The following is a 16,005-nucleotide window of genomic DNA, read 5'->3' on the forward strand; positions in this document are numbered from 1 at the left end:
TCGTAGACTCGGTGGAACAAGTGTTCACCCAGGGCGTTTTGGAGTTGATCTACCAGCCTGGATTTGCGTTCAGCAAAGCAGAAATTCTGCTAATGGATATCTGCCAGCCAGGACATTACACACCAGATCTCAGTAACCGTAGATGTAGATCTTCAGGAGGTCGGCAGGATGGTAGGCGGGCCGACCTGTTTCAGCCGGGGCGACACCCTCGGAACCCAGCTGGTCAAGGTCGAGTTCATCGACGAAAACTGAATCGCCCCCAGTTTTCCAGACACATTCCTGGTCTGTAATTAACCGGAAATGCAGTCAAGAACGACCGCTACTGGCCGATTGCAGCCCATCGCGACAGGCAGTTATCGATCCCAAAGGGACACCGGAGCAGGTTATCTACCAGCTGTGTGTTTGGAGGTGTGTATTGTTGAATTTGCCGTTACCCTTCTGGGACATCACGCAATAAGGACTATGCACATGAATGCCGGAATGGCTCATGCGATTGAGGCCGCAGAAAGCGAGTATTTGTGTGCCCGCGTCGAGAGTTTGTCTCGGATAAGTGGAAACCCTTTTGGTGCTCGTGTGTTTTTCAACGAAGCTTTTCCATGCTTTCAGGTGAAGGCATCACCTAGCCCGATGCTCAATCGCATCTACGGCGATAGTACCGACAGACCCAAGTCACTATTGAGCTTGCTCAAGGAATCAGCAGAGTATTCGACAGTAACGCCTCTTATCGGAAAGGCCTCGACTTTGGAACAGTACGCTTTGGTGGGTGAGAAGCGGCTGGAGCGTCTGAGGGGGTGGACGCATCTGCAACTCGCGTGCACCATCGAAAATGTGGTCTTGAATCACCACTCATTCGAAATCGAAGAAGCCACCTCACAAACGCTTCCTGAGTTCGCAGCCGTGCATGCGAGTGGATTTCATACCAAGCCAGAGCATCTTCAGTTGAGCCAGGCTTCGTTAGCAGGACTGATGACAAATGAACGTCTGAAAATCTACGTTCTTAAGGCTGATGGAAAGGTCGTGGCAGGAGCGTTGATGTACCTGGCCTGCAATGGAGTTGCCTACCTTGGGACGGCTGCCACCCGAAAAAATGCACGAGGCCAGGGCTACCATGGAGCCCTGATATCTCATCGGATAGAGCAAGCAAAAAAACACGGCAGTATTGTGATCGCCGCAACCGCGCTTCCCAGCTCGCAAAGTCGCCGAAATTTGCAGCGTACAGGGCTAGCGACATCCCACGCTCAAGCGCTATATCGCCTGGTAGATAGCTGAAGTCTGCTCTTGGCCGATTTCTGCCGGTCAAGGCTAACCAGTGTGCTGGTCAAGTCAATGCAAACAACCGGTCAAGTCCATGCAATTACGCATATGCGCAAGTGCTTAGGGACGTCAGCTGAAAAAAGGTCAAACGCGATGCAGCTAATAGAGGGTTGGATCAATGCAATGACGTATGGGCACCCCCTAGATTTTTCGCGGGAAAATGGAGGTGAAGTATGGACATCAGAGATCAGAGTCAACAGCAGACCATGACTGCTCTGTGGCTATGTCCATAGTTCACAATCTTTCCTTTAATGGTCTAAGCATAGCAGCGGCCTGGTAAATTGGTGCTTGCTTAGAAATTGCTACGAGAACAGCCGCTCAATGCCTCGAAAGCAGGGCTAGTGGCGGTTTTGGGGAGGACTACGTCCAATCCATCATCGGACGGATCGTTTAGCTGGCTTCCCTGCGGTCGTATGCGATCCTAAGCTGCCTTCCGCGAAGGGCAGCAGTCGGCCAAAGGCGGAAGTTTGGTTTATAGGAACTGCCTGGTGTTGCGACGATTGCATCAATTAGGCTACTCAACCTGTCATTGAGTGGCTAGTCTGAAGCTAGCCATCAGCGCCCCCAAAAAGCCTTTGTCACACAACAAATCGGTTAACTAACTGATTCAGGTTAACCGCTAGCTTTGACATCTCACCACACGCACTCGCTGTTTGCGCGGCTCCAGCAGCACTCTGTATTGTAAGTTCACGTATGCTGATCAGGTTTCGATCAACTTCCCTAGCGACGTGAGATTGCTCTTCAGAGGCTGTCGCGATCATTAGGTTGCGTTCGTTAATTTGAATAATGCCCGTTGATATTTGATCCAGTGAGGTACTGGCCTCTTGGGCGACACCAAGAGATTCGGTGGCCAGGTCTCTGCTTGTATTCATCGCCTTCACGGCTAGGTCGGAATCACTCTGAATAGCAGCAATCATCTGCTCAATTTCCTGAGTCGACACTTGGGTGCGGTGGGCTAATGCCCTTACTTCATCAGCGACCACTGCAAACCCACGACCTTGCTCGCCAGCTCGCGCGGCCTCGATAGCGGCGTTTAACGCCAACAGGTTGGTTTGCTCTGCAATTGCCCGAATCACCTCGACAACTTTAGTGATGCTTTGGGCACGATCTGACAACCCTTGAATCTGTTGGCTTGTGTTTTCGACGTTACCGTTCAGCTTTTGAATTGACTTTAACGTCTGAGCCACCCGCGCCAAACCTACCTCAGTGTAACCCTGGGTACGCTTTGACTCTTCGGAAGCTGACTCCGCGTTGCGAGCGACCTCATCAACTGCCGCACTCATTTCTGTGACCGCTGTTGCAGCCTGATTGACTTCATCGTTCTGGGAAACAAGGCCCCGGCTTGACTCTTCAGTAACCACCGTCATTTCCTCCGAAGCTGAGGCCAACTGGGTGGAAGAATCGGATATCTGCATAATTGTGGCACGCAGGTTTGCCTGCATCTGCGCCAGAGCTTTCAACAGTCTCCCAGCCTCATCAGTACCGCTGACCAATACCTCCTTGGAGAGATCACTAGCCGCGATACGCTCTGCCACAGACAGGGCATCGTTAATCGGAGAGGTAATACTTTTCGTGAGCACTAAAGCCAACCCAGCCGTCAAAATGACCACGCCCGTTATAAGCCCGATAACAAGCCAAAAACCATTGCTATAGAGATCGCTCGCGGTTTGCCCAGCCTGCGCTGCGCCTTCGTTGTTAAAGTCGGTCAAGTCTTTAATTTGCTGCTCCATTGTATTCGTGAGCGGGCGAATGCCTGTACTCACCAGATTGACCGCTGTGGCGATGTCACCTTGCCTCATAAATGGTTCGAGAATATCCAGTTGTTTGGAATATGCATCGGCGCTGTTTTTTACCGGTGTGTAAAACGAGCGCTCTTTATCACTCGCTATCAGAGGATCATAGTTTGCCACCGCATCGGTGAACGCCTTGCGATAGCCGGCGAAGCTCTCAATGTTCTTTTGAATGGATTGAGGATCGGCAATGGCTCGCTGGGTCTCAAGCCTCAGGCGAAGTGTCGCTTTGTCCATCAAAGCCGTTTGTCGGATACTGGCCATCCAATTGAGCTCAACGTCTTTTTCGGCATCCCTAAGCTTGCCCATTTGCAGGACTGCGAATACGCCGAGTACAAAAACAAGAACGATGATTGAAGCGAAAAACAGGGCAGCTCGTGGAGCTAAATTGAGGTTTCTGAGGCGCATACAACGTTCCTGCTTTCCAATGATTATTGAGATACTCCACAGGCTATCGACTCAAAGCAGAAAACTTGAAGCAAGTCGTCGAAAGGTGAAGTGAATGGTCCCTAGTTTCCTAGACACCTATGAGCAGCTGCTTTTGGCCGGTTTCTGCCTATGCTGGCGGCGGGAGGGATACCGTCGCTACACGACCCAAAGCTGACGGTGGGCTTAGGCAGAGATCGGCCAGCAGCTGCCAGCCGCATGCGTCTTGAAAAGTAGCGGCGCTTCACTCCTTCCACATTTAATTATCTTCGCTGTGCATCTAGTGAATGGGTTGATCCGTATGTGCTCTTGAGGGCTCGAGTGCGATGAGTATTCGAGATTAGCAAGCGGTGCAGTGCGATGAGCGGTTAGGTATTTCATGATCCGAACCGTCATCTCTGCCAAGGACAGCTACGATCATGATACGACCACAGTTAGGTACTGCCATGAACGCCAAGGATGACGCTCATTTTTTGGACCGCCTATTGCGCGGAGAACAAGACGCATATCGTGATTTGGTGTGCACGCATCAGGGAGCCATGAAGGCCATAGCTTATGGAATCGTGGGGCGGCACCATGCAGATGACGTAGTGCAAGAGGCATGGCTAGCGATTGTGAAAGGCATAGGCAAATTTCAGAGACGATCTAGCTTAAGAACCTGGATGATGGCCGTCACGTCCAATACGGCGAAGTGCCGATATAAAGCTCGGCGAAGTGAGTCGAATTGTATTCCATGTACCTCGTGGATTGAGGGAGGAGGCGTTTTAGTCGTAGGTGATTATTCCTACACTCCTTCCGTGATATCGCATGAAGATAGCCCTGAAGCGCTTCTGAGCGAATCCGAGCTATATGCTCGCATCAACATTGCTCTCGAGACTCTACCGCAATTGCAGAGGAGCGTATTGATATTGAGGGAGCGCTCTGGGTTGGATCTAAACGAAATTTCTACGCTTCTTGGGATATCGCTGACTAACGTAAGAGTGCTATTGCACCGAGCTCGTTTAAAGGTTTTTTCTGCAATAGCAAAGTACCAGTCCGCTCTTGATATGTGAGCATTAGGAGGATTTTTCCAACGGTCTGGATGGCTGATTGAATCGCCCCTATTTTCATAGACGCCTTCAAGTTTCCAGGAAGGGCTGCTAACCCTGCGTAACTGTCCGCTTTTGGCCGAGACTGTGTAAAAACGGTTTTGAGCACGTCAGGTGCTCAAAACCGGACTGGAAATCGCGTTTCTACGTGAAATCCACATCTGCAGACGTGCCGATAAATTTCAGATTTAACGTAGACGCGCACACTTCAATTTTGACGAAGCGTTTTTACACACTCTGGGCCGAAAGCGGTCGTCCTTGAGCTGCAGCTTTCGGCCAAAAGCAGCCGTGCACAAAAAACACCTTCTAGCTGGAATATGGCCACCTTGCTTAAGAAGCAGTGGTCACTGGATCGCGTAATTTCCAGATCACAAAAAAACTGAGGTACTGCATCCATTCCGAACGCCGCCACGTATATCAAACACGGACAGACCTTCCTGGCCGAATCTCCTCATAAAGGATCATCGCGATGAAAAGCATTTCGATCAAAACGCCATTGATAGTCGGCCTCCTGACCTTGGCGGCAGGTAGCGGCTTAGTGTTCAACGCGGCACAGGCAGCGACGATGAGCCACGACAGCGTAATGGTAGGCGGGCAAAGCATGTTGCCGAGCAAGGACATCGTTGATAACGCAGTAAATTCCGCAGATCACACGACCCTGGTCGCCGCTGTCAAAGCTGCCGGTCTAGTCGACACTCTCAAGGGCAAAGGTCCCTTTACCGTGTTCGCACCGGTCAATTCAGCCTTTACTGCTTTGCCCGCCGGAACCGTCGATACGTTGCTGAAGCCGGAAAACAAGGCAACCCTCAGCAAGATCCTCACTTACCACGTTGTGAGCGGCAAACTGGACATGGCCACCCTTGCCGAAAAGATCAAGGCCGGTGGCGGTAAGGCCGAACTTACCACTGTCTCAGGAGGCAAGCTGTGGGCAATGATGAATGGCCCGCACAACATCACCATCAAAGACGAGAAGGGTAACGTCGCCGACATCACCACCTATGACGTGTACCAGTCGAACGGTGTGATACAGGTCATCGATAAGGTGCTGATGCCGAAAAGTTGACTGACATCGCCGGTCGCCATCCGCAGGATTGGCGAGTTTTCCGAGGAGCCCACCCGTGAATGGAACAACAGCGCGCTGTGGGCTAACCTCTGGCTGCAATCGACATTTAGCACCTCACGACTTAATCGTTTGGAGAAAGGCTATTCCAATCGCCGACATCGACCAACTCAAACACCTTTTAGCCCAGTGCTCCCTGGGTGATCGACGCGCATTTGAAACGCTGTATCGTAGCGTGAGTCCGCGCTTGCACGGCGTGGCTTTGCGGCTCATGGGACGTTCGGATCTCGCTGAAGAGGTGCTGCAGGAAAGTTTTGTGCGCATTTGGAACAATGCTTCACGCTACCAATCCCACCTGTCCGCGCCGATGACCTGGATGATCAGCATAACGCGAAACCAGGCCATCGACCAATTGCGAAAATATCGCGACCGTCCGCTGAATGATCTCGACGCGCAGATGTTGGTCGATGACAGCCCCTCGGCACATGAGCAACTGAACAGTTCCCGTGAGGCCAGCACATTACATCGGTGCCTGGATAAGCTAGAAGGGATGCAACGCCAGTCGATCACCATTGCCTACTTTGGGGGACTCTCCTGTTCAGAGTTGGCCGAACACCTTTCAGCACCGCTAGGGTCGGTGAAGTCTTGGATACGCCGGGGCATGGAGCATCTGCGCAGGTGCCTTGAGTCATGAACTACCAAACTCCAAGTATGCGTCGCGCACTTGCCGCCGACTATGCCATCGGGTTGATGCCGCACACCGCACGCCGGCGCTTTGAGCAACTTTTACTAAAAGACTCGGAACTTCGCGCGGAACTTGCGCAATGGCAGGAATGCCTCATGAGCCTCACTGAGGCTCTGCCTGAACAACCTGTACCGGATCGTGTTTGGCGCAAAGTTACGGCTCGCATAGATCCGCAAACAATGCAGCTGCCTATGAAACGGCCTCTCTGGAACTGGCTCCGAATGACGATCGCAGCATGTTCACTCGTAGCAGCAGTATCGCTAAGCGTTATCTACAGCCGTGACGATGTACGCTACGGTGCCACGTTGTATAGCGCTGACGCACAGTCTTGGATGAGCATTGAAACGCGAGAGGACTACCTGAGAATCAAACCGCAGGCGTTAGCGAAAGTTGAAAAGGGTCGTAGCCTGCAAATGTGGCTTATTCCGCTAAGTGGCAAACCCGTGTCCCTTGGGGTGATACCGCCAGGTGGAGATGGGGAGATTAAGTTGGCCAGCGCGCAGAAAGCTCTCATGGGTGAGTCAAGCACTTTGGCCGTCAGTCTTGAACCCGATGGCGGATCGCCGACAGGACAGCCGACAGGTCCGGTGCTTTACCAGGGCGCGCTTACGGTACTGTAACTCCGTGGCGGTAAGTCTTTAAATCTTTTCGTGAGTAAACGACTCAATGATCGGTCGTCCAGAGTTCGAAGCCAGCTCAACCGACTCATGAGTAGTGAACGGCAGCTTCTGGCCGAGACTGTGTAAAAACGGTTTTGAGCACGTCAGGTGCTCAAAACCGGACTGGAAATCGCGTTTCTACGTGAAATCCACATCTGCAGACGTGCCGATAAATTTCAGATTTAACGTAGACGCGCACACTTCAATTTTGACGAAGCGTTTTTACACACTCTGGGCCGAAAGCAGTCACGATGTATTTCGTAAAACTTTGGGCAATTCTGCGGCTTGCCTTCATTCGACGCGATGCTTGGGAGGGCAAAAACGGTTCCCAAACTCAAAACGCCCCCCCTGCAGAATGCGGTCTGTAGCCTGATCGATTGCCATAAGTAATGGAACGCCGACGGCTTTCAGGGCATCGGCCCGCGTGAATTTGCATAGCGGTCTTGAAAACCGGCGAACGTTAATAGCGTTCCCAGGGTTCGAATCCCTGGTTTCCCGCCAAACACATAAAAAAGTCCCGCGAGCCAAACGCCCAGCGGGATTTTTTTGCCTGCGATTGCGTAATACCACGACGGCCAGTGCCATTGCCCCATAAAATCCGTGGTCTTTCTGACGAGCTTTTACTCGTCACCTCGCTGTTTTTTTACTACCATCGTTAATCTGCGTACTCAAGGAAGAGCGGCTGAGCGCCTTGAGGCTGGTAGAAATTCATGCTCGATCATTGAATGAGTCATGGCTTTTACCCAGAACCTAACGACTCAGCTAACCGAAATGACCTGTTGGTGGAACCGATGAATAAAATGTGTGGCATCGTTGCAGTGCTAGGGATTGCCCTCTCGGGATGCGCTATTAAAACTCCAGAAAAACCTGAAGTGACACCACCTCCTGCCGTCGTCCAGCAAGAAGCGCCTGAAGCCGCAACTCCGGCACCCGCACAATCGCCTGCGCGATATGAGGCTGCACCTGCGAACGCCAGTGCTTACGCCGCAGTGCCTTACGCACCGCAGGCGGCAGAGCCAGAGCAAGAGCCGGAATCAGAGACGAAACTCAACCAGAATCGCGCTGAGCAGTGCCGTAAAGAGTTGGATGTTCTGAAGGTTTACAACAAGGCGTCTTACGACAAATACGAGGTCGAATACCAGGCCATTGCCAGCAAGACCGCTAAATACATGGAAGTTAAGGATTCACTGGGCGCCGATTTGAACTATATGGTCATGCCTGCCTATCAATTTCAAATTCGTGAGTTCTGCTTCCGCGTTAAGACCCGTCTGTCGGAGCTTGTGCTTCGCCAAGCCAAATAAATCCCGGGTTGCACGCCAAAACATCCAAGAGAAATCCCGCGAGCCAGCTGCTCTGCGGGATTTTTTTTGCCTGTGATCGGTGTTGATCCAGCTTCAAGTCTTGAACCGCAGCACCAAGTCGTTCAAGTTGACGGCCAGGCGTGACAACTCATTGCTTGCCATCAACGTCTGGCGGGTGCCTTCGGTGCTCTGGATGGCCAGGTCGCGAATGCTGATAAGGCTGCGATCCACGTCGCGCGCTACGTGAGCCTGCTCCTCGGAAGCGGTTGCAATCTGGATATTGCGGTCGTTGATTTCCAGTACCGAATCAATGATTTGGCGCAGTGAGTGGCCAGCTTGCTCTGCGGTATCTCGGGTGGTGTAGACCTCTGAGGTGCTCTTTTGCATCAACTCGACGGCGGCTGAAGAACCGGCCTGAATCGTGGAGATCATCTGTTCGATTTCCTGGGTCGACGTCTGGGTGCGGTGCGCCAGGGCCCGAACCTCATCGGCCACCACCGCAAAACCACGGCCTTGCTCGCCTGCACGTGCTGCTTCAATGGCGGCATTCAACGCCAACAGGTTCGTTTGCTCGGCAATCGCCCTGATCACGCTCAATACTTTGGAGATGTCTTGAGCCTGGCCCGCCAGTTCTTTTACCTGGCCTGACGAGACTTCTACCAGTTCCGTCAGTCCACGCATTGCCGTCAGCGTTTCAGTCACTTTCTGATTGCCCAGATCAGCCGAGACGCTGGACTGCATGGCCGCTTCGGAGGTGGAGTTGGCATTCCTGGCGACCTCTTCAACCGCCGCGCTCATTTCGGTAACGGCGGTGGCCGCTTGCTCGATTTCGCTGTTCTGCTGTTGCAGGGTGCGGTCGGCACTCTCGGTGATCGAGGTCATTTCAACGGCTGCGGTACTCAGTTGAGCAGACGCTCCCGAGATTTCTGAAATAGTGCTCCTGAGGTTGTTCTGCATCAGATTGAGTGCCTGCATCAAGCGCGAGGCTTCGTCCGAGCCTGTCACCTCAAGGTCGTGGGTGAGGTCGCCAGACGCTATATTTTCCGCCAGCTCAAGCGAGGAGTTGATGGGGCTGACAATGCTTTTGGTAAACAAGCTCGCCAAGACGATTGTCAGGATGAATGCGACGACCAGTACCGAAATCAGCACGCTCACGCTATGGGTGTATACCGCTGTCGCCTCTTCGCCGGACTCCACCGCCTGACGCCCATTCTGCTCACGCAAGACGGTGAGCTGATCCTGATAGGCGATTGCTCGCTGCGCCTGCTCGGTGTTCGCAAAAACAACAGCCTGGTCATGATCGGAATTATCGAGGGCAAGCACTTGCTTGAGGCCGTCGATGTATACATTCATCGCCTGGATGGTCTTCGCAAACTGGATTTCATCCTGCTGGCCGGAGATGAGGTGTTCACGGTAAAACGCGGTCTTCGACTGAAGTGCCTGTATGGCGTCTTCGACCAATGACTGCGATTTGTCATGCACCTCCCTGGTCGTACTCGAAAGCATGCGGATGCTTTCAAGGCGCGCGTGGAGCAGGGCGATTTGAATATCGTCAATGACCTGGACGCTGGGCAGTGAGTTTTGCTCGATGTCCTGCTCTGCGCTACGCAGGTGATCGATCTGTACATAGGAGAAACCTGCCAGGCTGATCAGCAGCAGTGTGATCAGCCCAAAGCAGACGAAAGCCCTGCGCGCGATATTCAAGGATCTTAATTTCATAAAGGCCTCCGGGGGCCGGGATTCAGTGGCGTGGCTTCTCCACGTCCATTTGTGGAGCGCGGACAAAACATCCACGCGGCGCAGTGACGCTCACTCGCAGCTTGGGGGGAAGGTGCACATTCAGGAATACAAAAGAATGAATCGAGATAATAGGCGCGCTAAATAATTGCGCGATTACTAATCGCGCAGATTCTGCTGGAAGGGGTACAGAGGCAGTTCAACCAGGCGCAGGCGCGCAGGGGTGGCCGTGCCGAAGATGACTGCCGTGCGCTTCAGCCGCGGTGTAACAGCGTGTTCGGCGCCACACCGAATGCCTTGCGAAACGCGTGGCTGAAATGGGAGAAGTCGGAAAAACCGAAGTCCAGTGCCGCCTGGGACACACTGCGCACCTGACCGCGCTCGATCGCTTCACGGCTGGCGTTCAGGCGTTCTTTCCAGATCTCTGCAACGGGGGTCTTCTGGTAACGCGCGAAGGCGCGCGTCACGGTGCGGGTCGATACATGGTGAGCCCGTGCGATGACTTCAATCGACAGGTCCGGCTCGGTCAAATGCCGTTGAATGTACTGCATGATGCGGCCGTACAGGTCGAGTTCCTGGTGGGTGGTTGTCAGGTCCTGCAGCTCAAGGCTGATCACCAGCAGGTCAAGCAATGTCGCGGCATAACGCTTTGCGATGTGCTCATCCTGCATCGACGTCGGCGTGCTCGCGGCCTGGCGCAGCATTTCGCGCAAGGGGATGACCCCTGGGCGACGGTCGTCGAGGACCATCGCGGTGTATTGCGCAATGCGCGGCAGACGCTCGGTGAGCAAGGCGCGCGGAATACGCACCAAGTGATTTTCGGTACCACCGAAGCTGAAGCGAAACGCCTGGGTTGCGTCGTAAAGAAACAAATTCCCCGCTGCGAGGTTGGCTTTGCGTGCACCTTGTTCAATTTGACCATGGCCATTTCGGGCGAAACCCAACCATAAGTCTTCCGCCGGACCGCTGCGCAGATGCCGCTCGGATCGCTCCCAATAATGCAACGGCGAGGACAGCGAGCAGAGGTCCAGATCGCCGACGGTGTTGACCGTCAGGGCGCCATCAAAACTGCTCTGGGACAAGGGTTTGCTGTCGGCCGCCAGACAGTGGCGGCAGACCACTTCTTTCCAGTAATCAAAGCGACGGGGCGCAGGAACGGCAAGGGTCGAATAGTGAGTGCTCGGATTCATGGCACGGACCTCGGTACAGCGGGCTCGAGAAGGGGTAACGGGCGTTTTTTGGCAAGCAATTAGCAGGCCAGGCGTTTGCACGCCGGCTTGGCGTGCCTGCCGCCTCGGTTATCTGTAACCGCAGGGGGGCGAATTCGCCCTGGTCATGCCCACTGAAAGTACGGATGCACCATCGCCGATCACGGACGGCCCGGCGGCCGCCGCCTGTCTTGCCCAACCAAACGGTTGTCTCGACGAGCCAAGCGACCCTTGGTCGTCCCGGTCTAATTTGCACCTCGCAGCCGCTCATACCGCCCATCCGCAGGCCTGAACGAAAATAACGAGGAGCTCACTATGGAATCTGCAATCGACACCCATCTCAAATGCCCACGCAGCCTGTCGCGCCGGGTGCCCGAGGAGTATCAGCCACCGTTCCCGATGTGGGTCGCCCGCGCAGACGAGCAGCTTGAACAGGTGGTGATGGCGTATCTCGGTGTGCAGTATCGAGGCGAGGCCCAGCGCGAAGCCGCGCTGCAAGCCATGCGTCACATTGTCGGCAGTTTCAGCCTGGCCGACGGCCCGCAGACCCATGACTTGACCCACCACACCGACAACAGCGGCTTTGACAACCTGATGGTCGTTGGCTACTGGAAAGACCCCGGCGCCTATTGCCGCTGGTTGCGCTCGGCGCCGGTCAACGACTGGTGGGCTTCACCGGACCGGCTCAATGATGGCCTTGGCTATTTCCGGGAAATCAGCGCACCGCGCGCCGAACAGTTCGAGACGTTGTATGCCTTCCAGGACAACCTGCCCGGCGTCGGCGCCGTCATGGACGCGACCAGCGGCGAAATCGAGGAACACGGTTACTGGGGCTCGATGCGCGACCGTTTCCCGATCTCCCAGACGGACTGGATGAAGCCCACCAGCGAACTGCAAGTGGTCGCCGGTGATCCGGCCAAGGGTGGCCGGGTGGTGATCATGGGGCATGACAACCTCACGCTGATTCGCTCAGGCCAGGACTGGGCGGATGCCGAGGCGGACGAGCGCTCGCTGTATCTGGACGAAATCCTGCCGACCCTGCAGGACGGCATGGACTTCCTGCGTGACAACGGCCAGGCCCTGGGCTGCTACAGCAACCGGTTCGTGCGCAATATCGACCTGGAGGGCAACTTCCTCGACGTGAGCTACAACATCGGCCACTGGCGCTCGGTGGAAAAACTCGAACGCTGGGCCGAGTCGCACCCGACCCACCTGCGCATTTTCGTGACGTTCTTTCGTGTGGCTGCGGGTTTGAAAAAGTTACGCCTGTACCACGAAGTGTCGGTGTCGGACGCCAAGAGCCAACTGTTCGAATACATCAACTGTCATCCCCACACCGGAATGCTGCGCGACGCGCAAACCGCAGCCGCCTGAGCCTGGCCACACGCAAAGCCCTGACTTCACCGGCTTGCCATCTCATCAGGTGGCACGGCACCCGTTTGCGAGGAATACACCATGAACAAGCTCCGCCTGCTCACACTCACCACGGTATTGCCGGTATTACCGGCGCACGCGGTTGAGGTTGCCCCCGGCGACTATGAGCAATACCCCGTTGGCGCGACTATCGGTGCGCTCTATTACCAGCACTCCACCACGGACTCGGCCTACGCCAAGGGGCATAAGGCGAGTTCGGATTTCAGGCTGAATTCGGATGTCGGCATCCTGCGTCTGCTGCATGTGTACGCCCTGAGCGACACGGTCACCATCGACCCGCAATTCCTGCTGCCCTTCGGGCATGTCTCCAGCGCCGGTGACGCCTCGGCGCTGGGCAGTACCCGCGGGATTGGCGACCTGATCCTGACCGCACCGGTGAAGTGGCGCTTCAACGACGCCCGCGACACCCTGAGCATTGCGCCCTACGTCTTCGTCCCAACGGGCACCTACGACAAGGATGACGGGCTGAACATCGGTGAGAACCGCTGGAAATTCGAACTGCAGAGCGCTTACGTCAAGCACTTCACGCCACACTGGGCGGTGGACGTGGTGGGCGGCGCGACGTGGTATGGCGACAACACCGACTACGGTGCCAATGCCGACCGGCTCAAGCAGGATGTTTCCTACGCTGCGCAGTTGATGGGGCGCTATATGCCTGACGCCACCACCACCTTCGGGATCGGTTTTGGACGCACCTGGGGCGGTGAAACCAACGTCGAGCACGTCAACCAGGATAACGAACTGGGCACCACCAACTTCCGGCTGACGGCCACCAAGTTCGTCACCGCCCAGGACCAGATCCAGCTGCAACTGGGTAAGGACCTGTCGGTGGATAACGGGCCCCGGGAAGATTTCCGCATGAACCTGCGCTACGCCCGCGTGTTTTAAGGTCGCCGTCTTGCACGGCAGTGGCCGGCTGCCCTCGAGGGTTGCGCGGGGTGTCCGGCCCAGCCAAGTCGCTGTCCGTTTCAACCAAGCCTGTGCCCACTGGCGCAGATTATCTTGAGCGCCAGGCCACCCAACGATAAGGACTGCCCTCCATGGCAATCGTTCGCCCCACCCTTGAGCAGCTATTGGACATTACGAGCCGCCTGCATATGCGGCTCAGCCCCGAGCAAGCCAGTGAATACCTGGCCCTGATGCAGGGGAGCTTCGACGCCTATGACCTGATCGACGAACTGCCCGACTTCATTCCGCCGACGCGCTACGAGCGAAGTGCGGGCTATCGCCCGTCGGCGGTGCACAACCGGCTTAACGCCTGGTATTACCGCACCGAAGTCAGCGGTGCCCGTGAAGGCAAACTGGCAGGCAAGACGGTTGCGCTCAAGGACAACATTTCACTGGCCGGCGTGCCCATGATGAACGGTGCCAAACCCCTGGAGGGTTTTGTGCCGTCGTTCGATGCCACCGTCGTCACCCGTTTGCTGGAGGCGGGCGCAACCATCCTCGGCAAAGCCACCTGCGAGCATTACTGCTTGTCCGGCGGCAGCCACACGTCCGATCCGGCGCCGGTGCACAATCCCTACCGCCAGGGCTATGCCTCGGGCGGCTCGTCTTCCGGCAGCGCGGCGCTGGTGGCCGCGGGCGAGGTCGATATGGCAGTGGGCGGCGATCAAGGCGGCTCCATCAGAATTCCTTCGGCATTCTGCGGCACCTACGGCATGAAGCCGACCCACGGCCTGGTGCCGTACACCGGCATCATGGCCATCGAAGCAACCCTCGACCACGCCGGCCCCATTACCGCAACGGTGCGCGACAACGCCTTGATGCTGGAAGTCATGGCCGGCGCGGACGGCCTCGACCCGCGCCAGGCCGCGCCGCAGGTCGACATCTACAGCGATTACCTGGACCGTGGCGTGCAAGGGTTGAGGATCGGTGTGTTGCGCGAAGGCTTCGAATTGGCCAACCAGGACCCGCGTGTCACCGCCTCGGTGCGCACGGCCATTGCCCGGTTCGAGCAACTGGGTGCACAGGTCGAAGACGTGTCGGTGGCCGAACACCGGATTGCAGGCTCGCTGTGGCACCCGATCGGTTGCGAAGGCCTGACCATGCAGATGATGCACGGCAATGGCGCCGGGTTTAACTGGCAGGGGCTGTATGACCTCGCCTTGCTGGACAAGCAGGCCGGATGGCGCGAGCAGGCGGATGACCTGTCGGCCTCCCTGAAGCTGTGCATGTTCGTCGGCCAATACGGGGTCGAGCGCTACAACGGGCGTTACTACGCCAAGGCACAAAACCTCAGGCGCCTGGCGCGCGCCGGCTATGACGCGGCGTTGGCCCGCTATGACCTGCTGGTGATGCCCACAGTGCCGATCATTGCCCAACCCCACCCGGAACCGGGTTGCTCGATCACCGATTACGTGGCCCGCGCCCTGGAAATGATCGGCAACGCCTCGGCCCAGGACATTACCGGCCATCCGGCCATGTCGATTCCCTGTGGCCTGGTGGACGGTATGCCGGTCGGGCTGATGCTCGTGGGCAAACACTACGCCGAAGGCACGATCTACCAGGCGGCCGCCGCGTTCGAAGCGGCCGTCGACTGGAAAACCGCCTAGCCGCTCCCGTGCAGCGCAACAACCATAACGCCAGGCGCTGCTTCGACCTTCACTGATGAGGAACTCACCGATGACCACCCTTGAAAAAACCACATCAACCCCGGGCGAACGCGCGCAGGCGTTATTGCAGGTGCTCAAGCAAAAGGACCTGATCCCCGAGGGCTACATCGAACACATGACGCAACTGATGGCGCACGAATGGAGCCCGCAGAATGGCGCCAGGGTGGTCGCCAAGGCCTGGGTCGACCCGCAGTTCCACGCGCTGTTGCTCAAGGACGGCACCGCCGCGTGCGCGCAGTTCGGCTATACCGGCCCGCAGGGCGAGTACATCGTCGCGCTGCAAGACACGCCGCGCCTCAAGAACGTCATTGTGTGCAGCCTGTGCTCCTGCACCAACTGGCCTGTGCTGGGCCTGCCGCCCGAGTGGTACAAGGGCTTTGAGTTCCGCGCACGCCTGGTCCGGGAAGGGCGCACCGTGTTGCGCGAGCTGGGCACGGAGCTGCCTGACGACGTGGTGGTCAAGGTCTGGGACACCAGCGCCGAAACCCGTTACCTGGTGGTGCCGATGAGACCTGAAGGCTCCGAGCATATGACTGAAGAACAGCTTCAGGCACTGGTCACCAAGGACGTGCTGATTGGCGTCGCCTTGCCTCGGGTTGGCTGAGCCCAGCCCCTTATCGTTCAATTC

At 56.2% G+C, this 16,005-nt stretch carries 13 protein-coding genes and 2 pseudogenes; 10 read left to right on the plus strand and 5 right to left on the minus strand.

The annotated features are described in order from the left end of the window. Positions 1-132 precede the first annotated feature (132 nt). A pseudogene (locus BFP90_RS29020) lies at positions 133-249 on the minus strand (hypothetical protein); the annotation flags it as partial. Between the two features lie 219 nt (positions 250-468). On the opposite strand from BFP90_RS29020, the gene BFP90_RS03390 reads away from it, so the two are divergent. Further along, positions 469-1,269 (plus strand): GNAT family N-acetyltransferase, encoded by an 801-nt coding sequence (locus BFP90_RS03390; RefSeq protein WP_065892575.1) that lies wholly within the window; start codon positions 469-471, stop codon positions 1,267-1,269. Between the two features lie 623 nt (positions 1,270-1,892). Here the strand turns inward: BFP90_RS03390 and BFP90_RS03395 are convergent. Continuing rightward, positions 1,893-3,512 carry a methyl-accepting chemotaxis protein gene (locus BFP90_RS03395; RefSeq protein WP_065892570.1) on the minus strand — a complete coding sequence of 540 codons (1,620 nt, stop codon included), beginning with the start codon at positions 3,510-3,512 and terminating at the stop codon, positions 1,893-1,895. Between the two features lie 464 nt (positions 3,513-3,976). Between BFP90_RS03395 and BFP90_RS27025 the strand changes: the two genes are divergently transcribed. From BFP90_RS27025 to BFP90_RS29025, 5 genes are all read left to right on the plus strand, one after another. Further along, complete coding sequence (locus BFP90_RS27025; RefSeq protein WP_083203145.1) at positions 3,977-4,582, plus strand: RNA polymerase sigma factor; 606 nt, start codon at positions 3,977-3,979, stop codon at positions 4,580-4,582. A 505-nt stretch (positions 4,583-5,087) separates the two neighbouring features. Beyond that, positions 5,088-5,681, plus strand: a complete 594-nt coding sequence (locus BFP90_RS03400; protein WP_012724510.1) for a fasciclin domain-containing protein — start codon at positions 5,088-5,090, stop codon at positions 5,679-5,681. Positions 5,682-5,736: 55 nt separating this feature from the next. Next, positions 5,737-6,372: a sigma-70 family RNA polymerase sigma factor gene (locus BFP90_RS03405; RefSeq protein WP_043205415.1), complete on the plus strand. Its 636-nt coding sequence runs from the start codon at positions 5,737-5,739 to the stop codon at positions 6,370-6,372. Next, entirely contained in the window at positions 6,369-7,043 is a 675-nt protein-coding gene (locus BFP90_RS03410; RefSeq protein ID WP_012724508.1) for an anti-sigma factor, read from the plus strand. Before BFP90_RS03405 ends, BFP90_RS03410 begins: the two co-directional genes overlap by 4 nt. Positions 7,044-7,807: 764 nt before the next feature. Further along, entirely contained in the window at positions 7,808-8,383 is a 576-nt protein-coding gene (locus BFP90_RS29025; RefSeq protein ID WP_237140360.1) for a hypothetical protein, read from the plus strand. Positions 8,384-8,476: 93 nt separating this feature from the next. Here the strand turns inward: BFP90_RS29025 and BFP90_RS29475 are convergent, their stop codons facing one another. The 3 genes and pseudogenes from BFP90_RS29475 to BFP90_RS03425 form a co-directional block, all read right to left on the minus strand. Further along, positions 8,477-9,358 (minus strand): methyl-accepting chemotaxis protein, encoded by an 882-nt coding sequence (locus BFP90_RS29475; RefSeq protein ID WP_370671682.1) that lies wholly within the window; start codon positions 9,356-9,358, stop codon positions 8,477-8,479. After that, positions 9,335-10,102, minus strand: a pseudogene (locus BFP90_RS29480) (MCP four helix bundle domain-containing protein); the annotation flags it as partial. The gene BFP90_RS29475 and the pseudogene BFP90_RS29480, both read right to left, overlap by 24 nt. A 272-nt stretch (positions 10,103-10,374) precedes the next feature. Continuing rightward, entirely contained in the window at positions 10,375-11,310 is a 936-nt protein-coding gene (locus tag BFP90_RS03425; protein ID WP_065884997.1) for an AraC-like ligand-binding domain-containing protein, read from the minus strand. A 333-nt stretch (positions 11,311-11,643) separates the two neighbouring features. Here BFP90_RS03425 and BFP90_RS03430 point away from each other — a divergent pair, with 333 nt between their 5' ends. The 4 genes from BFP90_RS03430 to nthA all read left to right on the plus strand — a co-directional run bounded on the left by BFP90_RS03430 (position 11,644) and on the right by nthA (position 15,981). Beyond that, entirely contained in the window at positions 11,644-12,702 is a 1,059-nt protein-coding gene (locus BFP90_RS03430; RefSeq protein WP_065892816.1) for an aliphatic aldoxime dehydratase, read from the plus strand. Between the two features lie 81 nt (positions 12,703-12,783). Then, positions 12,784-13,650, plus strand: a complete 867-nt coding sequence (locus tag BFP90_RS03435) for a transporter (RefSeq protein WP_065892817.1) — start codon at positions 12,784-12,786, stop codon at positions 13,648-13,650. Positions 13,651-13,802: 152 nt separating this feature from the next. Beyond that, a complete protein-coding gene (locus tag BFP90_RS03440) occupies positions 13,803-15,317 on the plus strand; it encodes an amidase (protein ID WP_065895952.1) in 1,515 nt (504 codons plus the stop codon). A gap of 70 nt (positions 15,318-15,387) precedes the next feature. Next, entirely contained in the window at positions 15,388-15,981 is a 594-nt protein-coding gene (nthA, locus tag BFP90_RS03445; protein ID WP_065895953.1) for a nitrile hydratase subunit alpha, read from the plus strand. Positions 15,982-16,005: the final 24 nt, after the last annotated feature.

This window comes from Pseudomonas sp. 24 E 13 (genome assembly GCF_900004715.1).
In the GTDB taxonomy this organism is placed as follows: domain Bacteria; phylum Pseudomonadota; class Gammaproteobacteria; order Pseudomonadales; family Pseudomonadaceae; genus Aquipseudomonas; species Aquipseudomonas orientalis_A.